Source organism: Caballeronia arvi, from assembly GCF_001544695.2.
Lineage (GTDB): Bacteria > Pseudomonadota > Gammaproteobacteria > Burkholderiales > Burkholderiaceae > Caballeronia > Caballeronia arvi.
On sequence record NZ_FCOM02000094.1, the window covers coordinates 1 to 16054 of the forward strand.

At 64.2% G+C, this 16054-nt stretch carries 15 protein-coding genes; 8 read left to right on the top strand and 7 right to left on the bottom strand.

The features are described from left to right. Window positions 1–172: 172 nt before the first annotated feature. The 3 genes from AWB74_RS40895 to AWB74_RS40905 all read right to left on the bottom strand — a co-directional run bounded on the left by AWB74_RS40895 (window position 173) and on the right by AWB74_RS40905 (window position 3301). Complete coding sequence (locus AWB74_RS40895) at window positions 173–1414, bottom strand: MFS transporter (RefSeq protein WP_061152244.1); 1242 nt, start codon at window positions 1412–1414, stop codon at window positions 173–175. A 31-nt stretch (window positions 1415–1445) separates the two neighbouring features. Further along, window positions 1446–2627 carry a hypothetical protein gene (locus tag AWB74_RS40900; protein WP_061152245.1) on the bottom strand — a complete coding sequence of 394 codons (1182 nt, stop codon included), beginning with the start codon at window positions 2625–2627 and terminating at the stop codon, window positions 1446–1448. Window positions 2628–2791: 164 nt separating this feature from the next. Beyond that, a complete protein-coding gene (locus tag AWB74_RS40905; RefSeq protein WP_407642537.1) occupies window positions 2792–3301 on the bottom strand; it encodes an ankyrin repeat domain-containing protein in 510 nt (169 codons plus the stop codon). A gap of 402 nt (window positions 3302–3703) precedes the next feature. Between AWB74_RS40905 and AWB74_RS40910 the strand changes: the two genes are divergently transcribed. Continuing rightward, window positions 3704–4363 (top strand): DUF938 domain-containing protein, encoded by a 660-nt coding sequence (locus AWB74_RS40910; protein ID WP_061152256.1) that lies wholly within the window; start codon window positions 3704–3706, stop codon window positions 4361–4363. 12 nt (window positions 4364–4375) lie between these two features. Here AWB74_RS40910 and AWB74_RS40915 read toward each other — a convergent pair whose 3' ends face one another. Further along, a complete protein-coding gene (locus AWB74_RS40915) occupies window positions 4376–5305 on the bottom strand; it encodes a DMT family transporter (RefSeq protein ID WP_061152247.1) in 930 nt (309 codons plus the stop codon). A gap of 97 nt (window positions 5306–5402) precedes the next feature. On the opposite strand from AWB74_RS40915, the gene AWB74_RS40920 reads away from it, so the two are divergent. The 4 genes from AWB74_RS40920 (at window position 5403) to AWB74_RS40935 (ending at window position 9725) form a co-directional block, all read left to right on the top strand. Continuing rightward, a complete protein-coding gene (locus tag AWB74_RS40920) occupies window positions 5403–6323 on the top strand; it encodes a LysR family transcriptional regulator (RefSeq protein WP_061152248.1) in 921 nt (306 codons plus the stop codon). A 142-nt stretch (window positions 6324–6465) separates the two neighbouring features. Further along, on the top strand, window positions 6466–7623 hold the full coding sequence (locus tag AWB74_RS40925) for an aromatic ring-hydroxylating oxygenase subunit alpha (protein WP_061152249.1): 1158 nt from the start codon (window positions 6466–6468) through the stop codon (window positions 7621–7623). An 83-nt stretch (window positions 7624–7706) separates the two neighbouring features. Then, a complete protein-coding gene (locus AWB74_RS40930) occupies window positions 7707–7979 on the top strand; it encodes a hypothetical protein (protein ID WP_061152250.1) in 273 nt (90 codons plus the stop codon). Window positions 7980–8471: 492 nt separating this feature from the next. Further along, the gene (locus AWB74_RS40935; RefSeq protein ID WP_061152251.1) at window positions 8472–9725 is read left to right on the top strand and encodes a porin; all 1254 of its coding nucleotides are present in this window, start codon (window positions 8472–8474) and stop codon (window positions 9723–9725) included. Window positions 9726–9830: 105 nt separating this feature from the next. Here the strand turns inward: AWB74_RS40935 and AWB74_RS40940 are convergent, their stop codons facing one another. Continuing rightward, on the bottom strand, window positions 9831–10589 hold the full coding sequence (locus AWB74_RS40940) for an SDR family NAD(P)-dependent oxidoreductase (protein ID WP_061152252.1): 759 nt from the start codon (window positions 10587–10589) through the stop codon (window positions 9831–9833). A gap of 161 nt (window positions 10590–10750) precedes the next feature. On the opposite strand from AWB74_RS40940, the gene AWB74_RS40945 reads away from it, so the two are divergent. Further along, complete coding sequence (locus AWB74_RS40945; protein ID WP_061152257.1) at window positions 10751–11122, top strand: hypothetical protein; 372 nt, start codon at window positions 10751–10753, stop codon at window positions 11120–11122. A gap of 3 nt (window positions 11123–11125) precedes the next feature. Here AWB74_RS40945 and AWB74_RS40950 read toward each other — a convergent pair whose 3' ends face one another. Together AWB74_RS40950 and AWB74_RS40955 are read right to left on the bottom strand one after the other, a co-directional pair. Then, on the bottom strand, window positions 11126–12766 hold the full coding sequence (locus AWB74_RS40950) for a hypothetical protein (protein WP_061152253.1): 1641 nt from the start codon (window positions 12764–12766) through the stop codon (window positions 11126–11128). A 224-nt stretch (window positions 12767–12990) separates the two neighbouring features. Further along, window positions 12991–14037, bottom strand: a complete 1047-nt coding sequence (locus tag AWB74_RS40955) for a DUF2235 domain-containing protein (protein WP_061152254.1) — start codon at window positions 14035–14037, stop codon at window positions 12991–12993. A gap of 282 nt (window positions 14038–14319) precedes the next feature. Between AWB74_RS40955 and AWB74_RS40960 the strand changes: the two genes are divergently transcribed. Both AWB74_RS40960 and AWB74_RS40965 read left to right on the top strand, forming a co-directional pair. Continuing rightward, entirely contained in the window at window positions 14320–14532 is a 213-nt protein-coding gene (locus AWB74_RS40960) for a hypothetical protein (protein ID WP_061152255.1), read from the top strand. 209 nt (window positions 14533–14741) lie between these two features. Continuing rightward, window positions 14742–15860 carry a hypothetical protein gene (locus AWB74_RS40965; protein WP_061152258.1) on the top strand — a complete coding sequence of 373 codons (1119 nt, stop codon included), beginning with the start codon at window positions 14742–14744 and terminating at the stop codon, window positions 15858–15860. Window positions 15861–16054 lie beyond the last annotated feature (194 nt).

Sequence of the window (16054 nt, forward strand, 5' to 3'; positions counted from 1 at the left end):
AGTCCAGGCATTTCGATGCCCAAAAGTGTCAACCATGTCCCCGCCAAATCTGTCAACTATGTCCCCGGTCTATACACAGCAGCAAAGAAAGTTACCCCCGCCCCGGGGAGGGGCAATGCTAATAGACCGACGCGAAATCAGGCTTTCATGAGAAGCCAAAACCAAACGCCCCTTAAACCCCCACCGGCGGTTTAGCCGCCTCATCTTTCACTTCATGCGCCCCGCGCGTCTCCGGCATGGCGAGCCAAACCATCGCCACAGCAAGCGCCCCGGCACCGGCGAGCCCGAAGAAGCTCATCGCCGTGCCAAAACGATCCGCGGCAAACCCGGCCGCAGCCGTCGAAAGCGTCGCCCCGACGCCGGCAGCCAAACCGAAGAATCCAATCGTCAGGTTGTAATGCCCACGCCCCCCGGCGACATCCGCCGCAATCAAAGGCAGCATCACCCCGAACACCGCCGCACTGATGCCATCGAGCATCTGCACCGGCACGAGCAGATACGGACTCGACACGCCCGCGAACAAGATCGCGCGAACCGGCAGCGCACAGAAGCCAAGAATCAACACCGGCCTGCGCCCCCATTTCTGCGCCTGCCGCCCGACCCACGGCGACATCGCCGCGACGATGAACTGCGGCACGATGATGCACGCCGCGATCACGAGTTGAACGTTGTCGCCCATGTGCGCCGTGACTTCGCCCGCGGCGAGATTGAGCATCGCCGCATTCGACAAGTGAAAGAGCACGACGCACGCCGCAAAAATCAGAAGCCGCCTGTCCTTCAGCAACTCGCGCAAGGATTCACGCTCTTCACCCTCGGGCGTCATCTTCGGCTTGCCCGTCGGCATGCGCGGCACAGCGGCCGGGATATCGTAGTGAATCATGCGCAGCGCGACGATCGCCGGCAACGCGAGCGCCGCCGTCAAGAAGAACACCGAGCGCAGCGACAGATACTCGCCGAACGCGCCCATCAACGCCGCGGTCAACGCGCTACCGATCGACGCCCAGCGCGCATTGCGCCCGAGGCGGTCGCCGAGATCGGCGCGCGAGACGAGGGCGAGCGAGATCGCCGCCATCGCCGGGACGAGCATGCAGCTCGCGAAGCCGTGCAGCACTTCGGCGGCGAAAACGGGGACGAACGTCGGACTCGCGGCGAGCAACAGCGCACTCACGATGATCGCGACGATCGCGGAAAGCGCGGCGAACTTCTTGTTGCGCATCGCGTCGACGAGCGCGCCTGCCGGCAACTGGCTCGCCATCGCGCTGATCGTGCCGACGGAAAGCATCAGGCCGATCTCGCCCTGCGTCCACTTGTTGGCCGCGAGGTACGAAGCAATGAAAGGGCCGAAGCCGGTCTGCACGTTGGCGACGAAGAAGTTCAGCCAGTCGAGCGCGCGCAGACTGCGTGCAATTACCATGTTGTGAATCTGTTCTCGATGTCGTTATCCGTTATCTGGCGAGGCGCGCGCCGGAAGCCTGCGATGCCGCCGGCGCGGCCCCGGAAGCCGCCGCGCTCGCCCCCGATGCAGCCGTTCCCGACGCGGCGCCCGCGGTCGCAGCCGAAGCCGGCGCGGGCGCAATGGGCGACACGATCTTGATCGGCTGCTCGGGCGCGTAAGTCGGCGCGGCCTTCAATTGCGCGTCGTTGAAATCCATCTGCAGAAGCCACTGTTTATTGCGCGCGATCACGTGCAGGTCGCCCCAGTTGGCCGCGACATGCCGCTTGTCGCCCGCGAGCGAACTGGAAAGGTCGAGCACGAGCGCCTGCGGCTGAGCCTGGGAGTCGATGAGCACGTCCACCACGCGCCCGATGCGCGCGCCGCTCTTCTGCGTCACCGTCGAATCGATGAACTGCACCAGGTTCGCCGGCGCCTCGTTGACCGGCTGCGGCTTGGCCACCGGTTCGGCCGGCTTGCCCTTCACGGGCGGGGCAGGTTGCACGAACGTGATCGGCGCGGCCTTCGAATTCGGCGTGAACTTGAATGCCGCCCACGGAAAATTCACCTTGCGGTCGCCCACGCCCATGAAGCCAGCCAGATTCACCATCAGGAGCTTCGGCTTCGCGGCGCCATCGATGTACATGTCCACCGCGCGGCCGACGACCTTGCCGTCGGGACGCTGCACCTCGGCATCGAGCAGGCCATGCAACTGGTCGTGCTGCATGATGCGCGTCGAAATGATCTGCGGCGGAGGCGGCGGCTCCGGCGGCTCGGGCGGCGGGGTGACGACCGGCTCAGGCGGCTTCGGCCTGACGACGCGGCGCTTGGGCTTCGGCGCGGGCGCAGGTTTCACCGAGGACGCGGGCTCGGGCGCCTGCACGGCGGGCAGCGGCTCCTCGGGCTCGCCGGAGCCGGCCTCGTCGGGCGTCGGAATATAAGAGTGCTCGACGATCGGCGCGGGCGTCTGCTGCGGTATGAGTCCGCATGCGGAAAGCGCGAACGCGGCGGCAACGGACAGGCTCGTCGTGAAGCGCAGCGCGCGCAAGCCACGCGCAATCGCGACGATGAGCGCAGCGATCTGCAAAATCAGGCGCGCGGCGGCATTGACGGCGCCCGCCGCCCGACACGCTCGCTCGCGCGCGTAAAGGCCGATCGACGACGCATCACCCCGATGCGGGAAACCGCCTGTCATCGCAAAAGCTCCATAGTTCCGGGTTACCTGCTTGTTTCGTTCGTTGTCGGATCGCTTCGACGCGCGCGCGGGGTCGTTCGTTCGATTTCGCTTTGCTTTTTGCGTGCAACCGAAGCGGATTGAATCATGCATGCAATGCACATCGCGTCATTCCGTTGCGCTCGTCATTGCCGTTGCCCCGTGCGCGTGCGCCCGTCCGACGCCTTCGCGAGCTGCGCGACCGTATCCGGCGCGCCCATCTTCTCGGCGGCGTCGCGAGCGGAAAAACCGCCGGCGTCGCGCGCATCGGGATCGGCGCCGCGCGCGATCAGCAAGTCGACGATCTCCACCCGGTTGAACATCGCCGCGATCATCAACGCGGTGCGGCCGTCGGGCGATGCGCCTTCGACATCCGCGCCGTGATCCAGCAGCGTTTCGATCACGTTCGCGAAGCCCTTGAACGCCGCGCCCGCGATCGGCGTCTGGCCGTTGTCGTTGCGCAGGTCCGGATCGGCATTGTGATCGAGCAGCACGCGCACGGCGTCGGCGTGGCCGTGGTAACTCGCGAGCATCACGAGACTGTCGCCCTTGTCGTTGCGCAGGTTGGGCGGCAGGCCTTTGCTCAGAAGCGCGTCGAGCATCGCGGCATCGCCACGGCGGGCGACATCGAACACTTCGCTGGCAAACGCGATCATGTCGTCGTCGGGACCGTCGTTCGATTGCTTCGGCGAAATCTGGTTCGGGTCATGCTGCATCGATTCACTCCATGTCGATCGCGCCGCATGCGCGCTGCAGGTTCGTCATCCGGCATGCGGTCGGTGTCGTGTGCGCCGGTATTCTGCATGCTTGTCGAATGCATTCAATCTGGCATTCAGAATGCATCGTGCCTGCATGCAAAATGCGATTGCGGACGCGGATTCACCCCGGAGCATACACAGGTTTGCTTGCAGGCCGCGCGTTCCGCGCGGGCAGGGCAGCACGAATCGCGCCATGCCGGTGAGTGTTTGCCGCCGTCCGGCAACTGCGCTTGACGCTTCGCCATGCGGCCGATTAGGCTCGATGCGACTTTCGCTCATCGCGCACACGCGCCATCGCACATGAATCAAGGCTCTCAAGTCCCATCGAGCTCCGACGACGACACGCCGCATCCCGATGCCGCCGTGCGCCGCCGCGCGCCCGCAGCCGAACGCAATCGCGATGCGATTCTGTCCGTCCTCGCACGCGTGCTGCCGTCAAAAGGCGTCGTGCTGGAAATCGCGAGTGGCACGGGCCAGCACGCCGTACATTGCGCGTCGGCGCTGCCGGGGATCGTGTGGCAGCCGAGCGATCCCGATGCCGATGCGCGCGATTCCATCGCCGGATGGCGCGCGCACGCGGGTCTCGCAAACCTGAACGCGCCGCTCGCGCTCGATGTGACGAACGACGATTGGGGCATCGCGCAAGTCGCGGCCATCGTGTGCATCAACATGATCCACATCGCACCCTGGGAAGCCGCCGAGGCACTCTTTCGCGGCGCGGGCGCGCGCCTGAGCGCCGGGGGTGTATTGGTCCTGTACGGACCATATCGGCGCAATGGCGCGCATACCGCGCCGAGCAACGAAGCGTTCGATCAGCAATTGCGCGCGAACGATCCGCGCTGGGGCGTGCGCGACATGGAAGCCGTCGAAGCATTGGGAGAGCAGGCCGGCTTCACGCTCGTCGAAACGGTCGCGATGCCGGCCAACAACTTCAGCGTTGTGTTCCAGAAGAACGCATAAAGAAGGCCACGCTCACGCCTCGCTCGGCCGCGCCGCGAAGAGGCCGCGCCAGGATACGGTTGCCATCAGCGAGGCCGCGACGATCATGCCGCCGCCGATCCAGCCCGCCATCGACACATGCTCGCCGAGCCATACGCTAGCGAAGAGCGCGCCGAATGCGGGTTCGCTGCCCATCAGGAGCGAGACGCGCGTCGGGCTGCTGCGTCCGATCGCATAGTTCTGCGCGAAGAACGCGAAGAGCGTGCAGGCGCACACGAGATAAAGCACCGAGCCCCAGAACATGCCGTGCCCGGCGAGCGCGGGCAAGGGCTGCCACTGCGACGGCGCGAACAGCAGAGCGAGCGCCGCGCTTCCCGACGCCACGACGCCCGCCTGCACCGCCGTCACGGTGAGCGCGGGCAGCGGCGTCGCGCGCAGCACGCGCTTGGTCACGCAGACCGCGAGCGCGCGCAGCACCGCGGCGGCGAGGATCAGTCCATCGCCGAGATTGAAGTCGAAGGACAGGGCGCCGTCGCTGGCGAGCAGCCACGCGCCCGCGAACGACACGCCGACCGCGAGCCACTCGGCGGCGGCCGGCCGGCGCTTCAGCAGCGCCCATTCGACGAGCGGCGTCAACACGACGCACAAGCTGATGAGAAACGCGGCGTTCGCGGCACGCGTGTGCAGCACGCCAAAGGTTTCGGCGAGAAAAATCGACAGCAGCAGCAAACCCAGGACGAGCACGCCGCGCAGCGCCGCCGCATTCGCATGCCGCAGATGCCGCAGATTCACCGCCAGCAGGCAAAACGTGATGCCGAAGCGCAGCGCGAGCAGCGCCAGCACCGGATAAAACGCGAGCGCGTTCTTGACGATGCCGTAACTGCTGCCCCACACCATCGCGACGGCGAAGAGCAGCAGATCGGACAGGGGAAGCAGACGTCGGACGGGCGACTCGGTGGTCATGCGGCGGCTCCGGTGCAAGTGAGCCGTCATTGTCGAATGATGCCGTGAGCGCGATAATCAGGCTTCAATGCATAGCCTTGTTGTCGAAAATGCACAAATGAATCCCGCCGATCTTTTCGATCTGATGCCCGATATGGCCGTGTTCGCGCGCGTCGTCGACGCGGGCAACTTCTCGCTCGCGGCGCGGCAACTGGGCAGCACGCCATCGACGGTCAGCCGCCGGATCAAGCGTCTCGAAGAGGCGCTCGCCACCCGGCTTCTGGAACGCTCGACGCGCAAGGTCCGCGTCACCGAATCGGGCGCTCAGGTGTATCGGCACTGCCGCGACATGGCAGCGGCCGCGTCCGGCGCGGTCGATGCCGCGGGACAGTCGTCGGGCAAGCCGCAGGGCCGCGTCGCGCTGTCGGCGCCGACCGCGTACGCGAAATCCGTCATTCATCCGCTCGTGCCGGCGTTTCTCGCGGCGTATCCGGATGTCGATCTGCAGCTCGTCTTCGCCGATCACGACATCGATCCGCTCGAAAGCGATGTCGATCTCGTCATTCGCGCGACGAGCGATCCGCCTCAAGGACTCGCCGCGCGGCAGCTCGGGCGCGTGCGCTGGCTGCTGTGCGCATCGGCGGAGTATGTGCGCGAGCACGGCGCGCCTGCGCATCCGCGCGAACTCGCGCAGCACGACTGCATCCATCTGGGCGAAACCGCCGACGACAACCGCTGGCGCTTCACCCGCGGCAACGAGACGGTGACGGTCGCCGTGCGCGGGCGCTACATCGCCAATCATGCGGGCGCGCGGCTGGAAGCGGCCGAGAGCGGACTAGGCATCGCGACGCTGCCCGATTTCGCCGCCCGCGACGCGCTCGCCGCGGGCCGCGTACAGGCCGTGCTCGCCGATTGGGAACTGCACGCGCGCGCATATCGGGGACCGGTCTGGCTGCTTTATCCGCCCAACCGCTTCCTGCCGCCGAAGGTGCGCGCGCTCATCGATCATCTGCACGCGCATCTCGGGCAGCCCACGTGACGCCCGCGCGGATGCGCACGATCCCCGGCAATTCAGCGCGCGCCGAAACGATCGACGCCGTGTAGACTGCGAATGGTCGTTCATTGCGCCGCATGTGCACGCGGCGCTCCATCCGATCTCCTTTTCAGCGGAGGCGTAGTACATGCACGCAGCGTTGCCGCAGGGCGAGCAGGAAGCCGGTTCCATCGATACCCCGACGAGGCCGCCGCGCGATCTGCGCCGCATCGACATTCATCCCGATCATTGGTATCCGCTCGCGTGGTCGCGTGAAGTGAAAGCGGGGCGCGCACACAGCGTGCGCTTCGCGGGCGACCCGATCGTGCTCGTGCGGACCGAATCGGGCAGCGTGTTCGCGCTGGAAGACCGCTGCGCACATCGGCAAGTGCCGCTGTCGGCGGGCGTCGTCGATGGCGAATTGATCCGCTGCTGCTATCACGGCTGGACCTACGACTGCACCGGCCGCTGCACCGACATTCCCTATCTCGGCCGCGAGCGCCTGCCCAACGGCGTGCGGGCGTATCCGTGCCGCGAGGCGGGCGGGCTCGTCTTCGTATTCACGGGCGACCCGTCGCTCGCCGACGCCGCGAAATTTCCCGAACTCGGCTCCGCCACCGATCCCGCGTACAAGACGCGCCGCTTCGGTCAGGAAGTGAAGTGCCACTACACGTTCATGCACGAGAACCTGATGGACATGAACCATCAGTTCCTGCATCGGCGGCAGATGGGCAACATGCGCGCGCGTTCGCTCGGCCGGCGGCGTGGCGAGGACTGGATCGAAGTCGACTACACGTTCGCGCGCGAGGCGGGCAAGCAGCCGATCGGCGAGGCGCTCGTCTTCGGTCAGAAGCGCGGCTCGAAGCCCGACGACGGCCACAAGGACGTGATGACGATCCGCACCGAATACCCGTATCAGACGCTCAGGATCCGCACGAAAGACGACACGATGGTGATGGACCTCTGGATCGCCTATGTGCCACTCGATGCCGAACAGCGCACGAACCGCACGTTCGGTCTCTTGTCCATCAAGCGCCCGAAGATTCCGGGCCTGCTCGACGCCGCGTGGCCGCTGCTCGTCTGGTTCACCGAGCGCATCTTCAAGGAGGATCGCTGGATCGTCGAGCGCGAGCAGGAGGCGCATGACCGGCAGGGCGCGGACCACAATCACGAAGTCTTTCCGGTCATCAACGAGTTGCGCGCGTTGCTGATGGAACACGGCGTGCCGCACGGAACGGGGAAGGGCGCTGGCGACACGCGGCGCGTGCACTTCATCCAGCCGGTGCAGGAGCTGCCCACTTCGTGACCGACTGCGGCAAACCGCTATTTGCACCCGTCGTGCCGTGGCGCTATACAGAAAGCAGGAACCACGTAAGGAGGACCATCATCATGAACAGCGACCCGACCAAGCCGCGCGACGACGCGCCGGAGATCGGAGAAGCGCATCCCGAAGTCGAACAATTCGATGCGGCCATTTCCCACGTCGACGAATCCTATGCCGCGGGCAAGATGGCGGCGGGCGCGGCGAAGGGCATTCTCTACAGCATCATCGAGACGCTTGGCACGCTCGTCGGCGATCCGGATCTGCCTTCGCATGCGCGCTCGGGCTACGAAGGTTTGCTCGAGACGGCGCGCGAGCTTCGGGCGAAGATCGAGCACTAACGGAAATCGTACGAGCGGCTCTTCGGCCGCAGTCACATCGACGTCGGCGCATCGCGGGTTTTCTTGCAAAAACCTTTCTATACGCCGGCGTTTCTCATCGTCCTGAAAAGCCGCTGTAGGTTCCGCCGGCTTGAATCTCTCTTCCTCGAATATTCCCGACATGCCTTGCCGCGCCGCGAGCCCCCGCGCGTCTCGAAGCGGGGCTGATACGCCATCGACTGGCCGTTCTCTCTCAGCCGCTTCCGTGCCACGTATCTGTCAGCCGGCTGTCAGTTTCGTGCTCGTTTGCCTAATATCTGCGCGTCAGAAAATACTCGTTAACCAGACAGTGAAAAAAAACGACACAGAAGTGCGTCTTTCTTTCGCATTGCGTCTGTAAGCCATACACTTGCCACCGATAAAAGTTACGAGTTGAAACAATACGAAGTCGCGAAGGCGGCACCGGTTCCAAGACTCGCTCGGAAGTAATTGCCCACCGCTTGAGGAGAAAAAATGAAGGGTTTCACGATGACCAAGGTCGCAATCGTCGCAGCCACGGCGTTCGCAGCCGCGGCGCCGGCGTTCGCGCAAAGCAGCGTCACGCTGTACGGTATCGTCGACGATTCGATCGTCTATCAAAGCAGCCAGACGAACCTGAACCGTTCGACCCCGGGCCGCTCGAACGTCAAGATGGCCTCGGGCATCTGGGCGGGCAGCCGTTTCGGCCTCAAGGGCGCTGAAGATCTGGGCGGCGGCAACAAGGCGATCTTCCAGCTGGAATCGGGCTTCGACATCAACAGCGGCAACCAGCAATTCACCAACGCGATGTTCGGCCGCCAGGCATGGGTCGGTCTGACGAATCCCGGCTACGGTACGCTGACTTTGGGCCGCCAGTACACGTCGTACTACACGCTGCTCTCGCCGTATAGCCCGACGAACTGGCTGACCGGCTACTTCGGCGCGCACCCGGGCGATCTGGACGGCCTGGACACGATCTACCGCGCGAACAACTCGGTGGTCTACACGTCGCCGAAGCTCTACGGCTTCACGGTCAGCGGTTCGTACTCGTTCGCGGGCGTGCCGGACAGCGTGTACCAAGGCTCGACGTGGTCGGCTGCGTTGCAGTACCAGCAAGGCCCGATCGGCGGTGCGGTGGCGTTCTCGCGCATCAACAACGCGGCCAATGGCGGCGGCATCTACAGCGGCCAATCGACGACCATCAACGATACGACGAGCACGACCGGTGGCGGTCAGTCCGGCGTGTCGGCGGTGACGGCGGGTTATCAGCGCGCACAGGCTCAGCAACGCTTCGCAGTCGCGGGCGGCTTCCAGTTCAACAGCGCGTGGGACATCTCGGTCACGTACACGAACGTTCAGTACATCCCGGGCATCAACTCCGGCTTTACCGACGAAGCCGTGTTCAACACGGCCGGCACGGTGCTGCACTGGAAGGCGACGTCGGCATGGGACTTCGCGGCGGGCTACAGCTACACGTGGGCAAGCAAGGCGAACGGCATCAACGACGCGGCTTCGTACCACCAGTTCAACCTGTCCCAGTACTACTCGCTCTCGAAGCGCACGGGCCTGTACGCACTGGAAGCGTTCCAGCGCGCGAACGGCAACACGCTGTTCTACCCGAACAACAACGCGACGACGCGCCCGGTTCAGGGTGCCGCGATTGCGACGATCGGCGATGGCTTCCAGAGCGCGCCGTCGGCATCGCGCAGCATGTTCGCGGCGGGCGTGGGTATCATCCACCGCTTCTAAGCGACGCTTCGCGGCGTAATGCATTAAGCATTACGCATGCTGCATGCAAAAACCGGACGCCTCGGCGTCCGGTTTTTTCGTCTGTGCGCGGAGCGAAGGCGTGCGTCAGATAAACATCCCGCCCGACACCTCGACGCGCTGCGCCGTCATCCAGCGATTGCCGTCGGACAGCATCGCCGCGATCGCGCCGCCGATATCGTCCGGCACGCCCACGCGTCCGAGCGCCGTGTTATCGGCGATGAACTGATTCGTGTCGTGATCGTCGCGGACGACGCCGCCGCCGAAGTCCGTCTCGATCGCGCCCGGCGCGATGGTATTCACTGTGATGCCGTGCGGCCCGAGTTCTTTCGCGAGATAACGCGTCAGCACCTCGATGCCGCCTTTCATCGCGGCATACGCCGCAAAGCCCGGCAGCGCGAAGCGCGTGAGCCCGCTCGACACATTGAGAATCGCGCCTTCCTCGTGAAGGTAGGGCAGCAGCGTCTGCGTCAGAAAAAACGGTCCTTTCAACTGCACGTTGACGAGTTCGTCGAACTGCTCGGGTGTCGTTTCAGCGAAAAGCGCGTGAATGCCGATGCCCGCGTTGTTCACCAGGAAATCGAAATTCTCGCGCTCGAACGTCGCTTCGAGCGTCTTGCAGAGCGCATCGCCGAAAGCCGCGAAGGTGTCGCATCGCGCGACGTCGAGTTCGAGCATGGCCGCCTTGCCGCCGGCTTTTTCGATATCGTCGACGAGCGATCGTGCGGCCTGCGCATTGCGGTTGTACGTGCCGATCACGCCGGCGCCTTGCTGCGCGAGCTTCAGTGCGGCGTTGCGTCCGAGTCCGCGGCTCGCGCCGGTGATGACCGCGACTTTGCCGCTCAAGGTTCCGTTCACGATGACTGCTCCTGTCGTTGCGTGGCCGATGAGGTCACTGTAGGACGGCGCGGCGTGCGCAGGAAAGGCATGTCGATGCTGCATTGCACACGCGCCGGGTGCGGCCCTTGCTGGTTCGCTTGATCGAAGCACTGACGGAGAACCGCACCATGACCAATCAGGGAAGCAAGGAGCCCGCGCGCCTCGAACGACCGTTCAGGCTGTTCGCGGTCGAGCAGCGCGTGCTGGCACAGAATGTCGACGGCAAGGTGATCGATATCGGCGGGATGGAATCGAAGAACGGACAATTCTGTGCGTGCATGGATTCGGGCGATATCGCGACTGACCCGAAACGCAGCCCGGAACTCGCGCTGAAGGCGCTCGTCGGGAAACTGTCGTTCGACTATCTCGACAGCCTTTTCACGGCCGAGCGCGAAGCCGAAGTGAGCGGCCGGCTGCAGGACTATCCGAGCGTCGAGTTCGAGCTCGATGAAACCTTGCCGCGCGACATGACCGAGCGCACGCCACCGCAGCGCTTCTGACGCTCAGGCGCCCGGCGGCGGTCCCATCGGAACGCTGCCCGGCAGCGCGGTCTTTGCGGCGGGTGCAGCGGCGCTGCCGGACCCGCGCCATGTGCCGCCATCGTTGCGCGTGATGCGCGCGGGCGGATCGCTGCGCGGTGGAAACATCGCACCGACGAGCCGGTCGACGAAATAGAAAAACTTGTCCGACGCGTAGCCCGCGATGAACGCGATCGCAAGCGGCGACACCTCCTTGCCGCCTTCGAGCAGCTTGCTGAAGAGCCCGATCGAAATGCCGACGATGATCGCGCTCGTCACATGCGCGCGATTCGCGACTTTCGAATGTTCGGGATGGAACGTGCTCGCCGATGAATCGGCGGAGAGCTGACGCAGGATCGCGGCGCACGCGCCGAGCCATGCGTAGAGCACCGGCAACAGAAAGCCCGTCACCGCGCCGACGATCGACAGGATGATGTCGTTGGCATAGAGCGCCATCGCGCGGATATCCTGATACACGGCGATCTTCTGAAAGCCTTGTGCGACCGCGTCGAGATCAGTCGGCGGGTTGGTGTCGCCGGGTTCCGCATTGGGCTTCGCGAGCAACGGCAACGTGATTTCCAGCACCTTGCGCGCGACATCCGGGCTGCATTGCCAGTCGCCGCTCGCCGCCTTGCCGCTGTAGTACTTCGGCGAATGCGACGTGCGATACGCGCCCTGAAAATTGAGCACGTTCTCTTCGGCGTCGCAGGGCGCTTTATAGGGACTACGAATCGCGCCGAGGCCGAGACTCGTCGTGAATGCGCTGATGCGCGACACGTCCGCGAAAAGCTGCCGGTTGTTGGTCGCGAAGTTCTGCAATTCTTCCTTGATCTGCAGTGCGGGCTGCGAGTTTTGCAGCGCTATCACAGCGACCGCGTCTTTCTTTCTGTCCGCATCGGCGATTGCGACCGCGTGCGCCTGCAACTGATTGTGCAGCGTGAGCGCGGCCGCATCGTTTGACTTGACGACCGCCGCGATATCGGTCGACACCTGATTCGCGACGAAGAGCAGACATGAAAGCGACACGACAAGCAGCGTCAGCGCGATCGCCGAATGCGTGTAGATGCGGATCGCGCGCCGTGCGCCTTGGCGTGCTTCGTCGCCCGCCGTTTCCGCGACGACCGGCGTCACCGCATGTGCGATGCGGCTCATCGCTGCGTAGAACGCACTCTCGATCTCCGGATTCCACGTGTGATCCTGCTGCGCGGCGCGCGCTTTCGACATCGCTTCGATATCGTGCTCGTCGAGTCGTTTTCCGTTCTGCGCGCCGTACGAGACCATGTCGCGACAGTGATCGAGATCGTCGACGATGCGCCGCCCAGGGTATTGCATCGATGCTGCGATGCGGCTCATGGCGCCGTAGAACGCGCTGCCTGTCGCGCGGCTCCAGATGCCCTGATCGAACGCGGATCGCGCGCCGCGCACTGCGTCGACATCGGCTTTATCGAGGACCGTGCCGGTCTCGGCCGCATGCGAGATGAGCGCCTCGCACTTGGTGATGTCCGCTTCTGCGCGCGGGCCGGGCTGGCCGTCGCTGAAGTTGTCGTCGCTGTCGCGGCGGTTCGTGTCGTCGTCGACGTCGTCGTTCAGATGCCCCGCAAATTCCGGGGTCGTGGGTACGCTCATGCCGGTCTCCCATCAGGTCCGGGCGGAGCGCAGGCTGCGGACGGACGTCCTTGTCGACTGCGCGCGTCGTGTGTGCAACGGCTTGCGCGAGTCATCGAAGCAATGCGTCTGATGACGCAAAATCGTTCGCATGGCAAACGTTTGTATTCGAATACTAGGCGTCGTTATGGCAAGTCGTGTGCGTGCATGCGCACACAAATCGGCCAATACTTCGGATAGCTGAGTTATTTACCGACTGGCAGCGCCTTCAATTGCGCGACGAGTTCTGGATACATGTCGAGAAAGCCGGGCGCTTCGAGGCGCGCCAGCAGGCTCGGATCGATCGTTTCATTGATCGCTGTGCCTGCCACGCGCGGTTTTTTCTTGCACACGGCCTGGAGGAAAGGATGATGCGCGGTGAACTCCGCATACGAGTCGATCGGCTGCGACTGGAACGCTTGCGGCGGAATCTTGATCGGCCCGTCGATCGAAAGACCCGTGTCCGCCGCCTTCTGACGAAGCCACTCGGCCGGAATGAGGGGCAACAGGTCTTCGGGCGTGCGCGGCGGCGTCACATAACCGCCGCCCACATTCGCATGCGCGCCTGCGAACCAGCGCTGTTCGAGCGGCAGATTGGCGCCGCGCACATCGGTGCCGGGCGTCCATAACGTCGGCTTGTACAGCGAGCGGAATTCGTTCGCCGCGACCGCGTGATAAGCCGCTTTCGTGCTGTTGGACAGCGTCGTGTCGTGGAACTTGTAGTAGCTCGAGAAGCCCGGCACGGGCAGGCCATCGAGTGGAATGCCGAGATCGCCGACGGTATCCCAAACACCGATGAACTCGACATCCACTTCGCGCGTGAACTGCTTACGAAAATCGACGACCGATTGATCCGAAGGCCCGACGTCCTTGTCGCGATAGATCCCATAAGCCTGATCGATCGACGGCGCGCTCCAGTCCTTCGCGAGCCCGCATTTGCGGATCAGACCGGCAAGGCTGCGCGCGGAATACGCGCCGCGGCTGAAGCCGAAGATGTAGATCTTCGCATCGGGTTTGTAGCGCTGACAAAGCCACGCATAGCCGTTCTTGATGTTTTCGCTCAGGCCGTCGCCGAACGCGCCACCCAGAAATTTGTTGGCGAGCGAAAACAGCCCTTTGTCTTGCGTGCCGACACCGGCCACGTAGAAGGTTTCCTGCTGGTCCGTCTCGGGCGCGAGCTTGTAGAGCAGGTAGGCGTTGGTGCGGTCGTTGGGTTCGTTCCACGTGCCGTCGAAGAAAATAGCGAGGTTCATGAGCGCGGGTCTCCGTGGTCTTCCAGGCTCGTTGGCGTCGGTACGACAAAAAGACGCCTCGAAATAAGGAATAGGTAATCCCGGCGCGGTTCGCAAGCACGCGAACGGTGCAAAGCATGGCGCATGCTGGGGCGCGCTGGATTTTGGCGGAAAGACGAGGGATGCGAAGGGCAGGACGCGGGCGCGCGCCGGGCAGCTTTCACGTCGATGTGCGATGCTAGTCGGGCGGCCGCTTTGCGCATTGACGCGCACGGCGGCGCACGGAAAAACGCGGGGTGAATCATGAGAAGAACGCCTTTCGCCATAGTCATCGTTCTCACGGCGGCGACATTTGCCGCACCGGTCCTGGCGCGCGACGACGGCCCACGCTTCGCGCAGGACCGGCTCGATGCGCTCGTCGCACAGCACAAGGAAGCGAGCCGTCACATCGCGCAAGAGCAGGGGCAGGCGCCGCAGCAACGCGCGCAGTCGAAAGCGCAGCACGTCGCTTCGTGATGGGATTCTGCGCGCGGTTCGGCCGATAACGCCGGGCCGCGGCGCTCGAAGGAAACCGGCGTACAACGCGCCGGATGGGATCGTTCGCGCATCGCGCGCAATCGCACATCGGCGATTCATTCGCACCCAAAGGTACGAAATTTGCGACTGCGGCCCGGGTGTTCCGCGGCCAAGCGCCGACGATCCTCCTCTTACCTTCACTGAGCGCCATGACAAGGAAAGCACTATCGATCGCCGTTCTCTCCGTCTCCTTTCTCGCAGCGGGCTGCGCGGGCATCGGCCCGGGCCGTCTGAAGGCCGATCAGGTCGACTACGCCCGCGCGCTCGGCGATGCCAAGAAGCGTGAAATTCTTGCAGCGATCGTCGGCTTGCGTTTCGCGGACGCGCCGTCGTTCCTCACCGTGAGCAGCATCATCGCCGCCTATTCGTTCGATACCTCGGGCGGCGTCATACTCAATGCCGGCTCCGGCGCGCAGCCGAACTATGCGCAGGCGACCGGCAGCGTCTCCTATTCGAATCATCCGACCTTCACTTTTTCACCGACGACCGGCGATGCCTACGCGAGCGCCTATATCCGGCCGCTTTCGCCGACGCTCGTGATGCCGCTCGCCGAAAGCGGCATTCCGATCGACCTGTTGTTGCGCATCACCGCGCAATCGATCAGCGGCCTGCAGAACGGCACCGCGCTGGGCGGGCCGAACGCAGCGGGGTCGTCCGATTTCTTCCTGCTGCTGCGGGCGTTGCGCCGGCTGCAACTGGCGGGAGAATTGAATATCGAATCGCGCAATACCGGCGACGACAAGCCCGGCAAGACCGAAACGAGCGTCAAGGGCGGCAATAGCGGCGACAAAGGCGGAGTATTCATTACGCTCGGCGCGACGCGTAGCGGTGCCTCGAAGCAAGTCGCCGATGACCTCGCGCTCGTGAGAAGGCTCCTGCATCTCTCGCCGAAGATGAAGACCTATGAGTTCGTCTATGGACAATCGGCGGATCAGAGTCGCATCCCGATGGTCACGCGCTCGGTGCTCGGCATCCTGACCGACCTCGGCGCGCAGATCTCGGTGCCCGACGACCAGATCGGCAACGGCGCGACCAAGCCGACGATCGGTCTCATCGGCGGCGAAACGCGGCCGACGATCATCGTGAAGACGGGCGAGAAAGCACCGCGGGACGCGTATGTGAGCGTGCTATACGACAAGTCGAACTACTGGATCGACCGCGGCGACTTCGATTCGAAGTACGCGTTCACGGTCGTGCAAAACCTGATGGCGCTCGCCGAAGTCACGGACACGGCCAAGTCGCCGGTCGTGACGATTCCGGCCAACTAGGGTTGGCAGGGCGCGGCGCGGTTACGTTCAGCGGTATGCAAAATGCCATCGGGCAATCTGGCATCTGGCGTTTCGCATGCAAAAAACGAAAGGGCGACAGCGCGAAGCTGTCGCCCTTCGTTAAGGGTTATTCGATGCCTGCCATCGATCACAGGAATGTGACGGTGCCGCTGCGCGTGTTGGCAGGCGTCGAA

Coding starts and splice junctions, on each gene's coding strand:
- AWB74_RS40900 (WP_061152245.1), bottom strand. CDS start 2,627: ATGACAGGCGGTTTCCCGCATCGGGGTGATGCGTCGTCGATCGGCCTT.
- AWB74_RS40950 (WP_061152253.1), bottom strand. CDS start 12,766: ATGAGCGTACCCACGACCCCGGAATTTGCGGGGCATCTGAACGACGAC.
- AWB74_RS40920 (WP_061152248.1), top strand. CDS start 5,403: ATGAATCCCGCCGATCTTTTCGATCTGATGCCCGATATGGCCGTGTTC.
- AWB74_RS40955 (WP_061152254.1), bottom strand. CDS start 14,037: ATGAACCTCGCTATTTTCTTCGACGGCACGTGGAACGAACCCAACGAC.
- AWB74_RS40930 (WP_061152250.1), top strand. CDS start 7,707: ATGAACAGCGACCCGACCAAGCCGCGCGACGACGCGCCGGAGATCGGA.
- AWB74_RS40905 (WP_407642537.1), bottom strand. CDS start 3,301: ATGATCGCGTTTGCCAGCGAAGTGTTCGATGTCGCCCGCCGTGGCGAT.
- AWB74_RS40945 (WP_061152257.1), top strand. CDS start 10,751: ATGACCAATCAGGGAAGCAAGGAGCCCGCGCGCCTCGAACGACCGTTC.
- AWB74_RS40925 (WP_061152249.1), top strand. CDS start 6,466: ATGCACGCAGCGTTGCCGCAGGGCGAGCAGGAAGCCGGTTCCATCGAT.
- AWB74_RS40915 (WP_061152247.1), bottom strand. CDS start 5,305: ATGACCACCGAGTCGCCCGTCCGACGTCTGCTTCCCCTGTCCGATCTG.
- AWB74_RS40895 (WP_061152244.1), bottom strand. CDS start 1,414: ATGGTAATTGCACGCAGTCTGCGCGCGCTCGACTGGCTGAACTTCTTC.
- AWB74_RS40910 (WP_061152256.1), top strand. CDS start 3,704: ATGAATCAAGGCTCTCAAGTCCCATCGAGCTCCGACGACGACACGCCG.
- AWB74_RS40960 (WP_061152255.1), top strand. CDS start 14,320: ATGAGAAGAACGCCTTTCGCCATAGTCATCGTTCTCACGGCGGCGACA.
- AWB74_RS40965 (WP_061152258.1), top strand. CDS start 14,742: ATGACAAGGAAAGCACTATCGATCGCCGTTCTCTCCGTCTCCTTTCTC.
- AWB74_RS40935 (WP_061152251.1), top strand. CDS start 8,472: ATGAAGGGTTTCACGATGACCAAGGTCGCAATCGTCGCAGCCACGGCG.